Genomic DNA, 1,802 nt, shown 5'->3' on the forward strand with positions numbered 1-1,802 from the left:
CCCAAACTGATTGCAGCACTGGCGGCATCGCGACCAACAGCGACACCGGTCACCGCCGCCGAGGCCACGGCCTACAGCCTGCGGCTGCTGGCCAGGCGCTGGCAAGCACTGACCGGGCAGATAGAGGACTTGGCTGGGCACCTGCAGCGACTACTGGACGACCACGCTCCCGACCTGATGAGGGTCTTCGGCTGCGGCCGAGACACCGTCGCGCAACTGTTGATCACCGCCGGGGACAACCCTGATCGGCTACGTTCAGAAGCCGCGTTCGCAGCACTGGCCGGGGTCTGCCCAATCCCGGCATCGTCGGGTAAGACTAAACGCCACCGACTCAACCGCGCTGGGGACCGGCAGGCAAACTCCGCGCTTTATCACATCGTGATGGTGCGGCTGCGTTACAACCAGGAGACCCGCGACTACGTGGCGCGACGAACTGCTGAAGGCAAGACCAAGATGGAAATCATCCGTTGCCTGAAGCGTTACCTCGTCCGCCAGCTCTACCCCCTCATCGTCGAGACTCTTCATCCCAGAAAAGAGGTGGCCGCCGCTTGACGAAACACTATAGGAGTGTCGTAATTGAGAGTGTAGAACCGGTCTGAAGCCACCGGACTCGAGCAGACACCTCGCGATGTAATGCGTGAGGTTGCGGAATCCCAGCGCGGACCCGCGTAGATGCTCGAGTCTGCCGTTGATCGCTTCAGTGGGACCGTTCGACGTTCCCGGTCGGGTGAAGAACGCGAGGACATCAGCAGCTCGACGCTTCAACGTTCGTCCTAACCGTTTGAGCTCGGCAAGTTCGGATGGCAGATTCGTTGTCAGGGCGTCGATGACCGTTTGCAAGAGTCTCTTGCCCTCTTTGCGGTCCGCGGTTCGGTAGGCGCCGACAATGTCTTGGTAGACGGCCCAGGTGACTTCGACTTCGGTGAAGTTCGGGTCAGCGAAGAGGTTCGCGATTCTTTCCTGCTGCTTGGTCGTGAGTAAGCTGCTGCCCGTGTGCAGAGTTCTTCTTGCCCGGTACAACGGGTCCTTTGCTCGTCCGCGATGGCCGGTTGTCTCTTGCTGAACTCGGCGACGTACCTCGTCGAGGGCATCACCGGCGAGTTTGACGACGTGGAAGGGGTCCATGACTTCGACAGCGTCGGGCAGTTCCTCAGCTGAGGCTGTTTTGAAGCCGGAGAATCCGTCCATCGCGACGACGTCGATGCCCTCACGCCAGTCCTTCGGACGGGCTTTCAACCATTGCTTGAACACCTGCTTCGAACGGCCAGCCACCATGTCGAGCAGACGTGCCGAGCCTGTTCCCTCGCTGATCGGGGTGAGGTCGATGATGACGGTGACGTACTTGTCACCACGCCGGGTATGCCGCCATACATGCTCGTCGACACCAATGACGCTGACCCCGTCGAAACGAGTCGGGTCGTTGATCAACAACCGCTGACCTTCAGCGAGGACGGCGGAGTTCGCGGTGTGCCAGGACACTGCGAGTTTCGCAGCGATGACGGACACGGTGTCGTGATCGATGACGAGGGCACGCAACGCCCAGTCGAGGCCGGTTCGCGAGATCTTCGCTCGTGGTGGTGCCGCGGCTGTGGCGTCTTGACGCCAGACGCGGCCACACTCGACGCATTTGTAACGGCGGAGGCGAAGATGAAGCGTGGTTGGTCGGTAGCCGAAAGGTTCGTGGGCCAGACGGCGGACGACGGTATCGCGAACGATCCCGTGGCCACCGCACCGACGGCACCAGTCATCAGCAGTGTTGGGCCGGCATTCCAGAATCGCCTTGTGCCCGGTGATGTTTTGGC

At 61.3% G+C, this 1,802-nt stretch carries 1 protein-coding gene and 1 pseudogene; one reads left to right on the top strand and one right to left on the bottom strand.

The features are described from left to right. Window positions 1–552 (top strand): transposase (locus tag BAUR9175_RS19045; RefSeq protein WP_146000933.1); only part of this gene is annotated, 552 nt, incomplete at its 5' end. A gap of 21 nt (window positions 553–573) precedes the next feature. Here BAUR9175_RS19045 and BAUR9175_RS19050 read toward each other — a convergent pair. Further along, window positions 574–1,802: pseudogene (locus BAUR9175_RS19050) on the bottom strand (ISL3 family transposase); the annotation flags it as partial.

The sequence above is a fragment of the Brevibacterium aurantiacum genome, assembly GCF_900169065.1.
Classification (GTDB): Bacteria; Actinomycetota; Actinomycetes; order Actinomycetales; family Brevibacteriaceae; genus Brevibacterium; species Brevibacterium aurantiacum.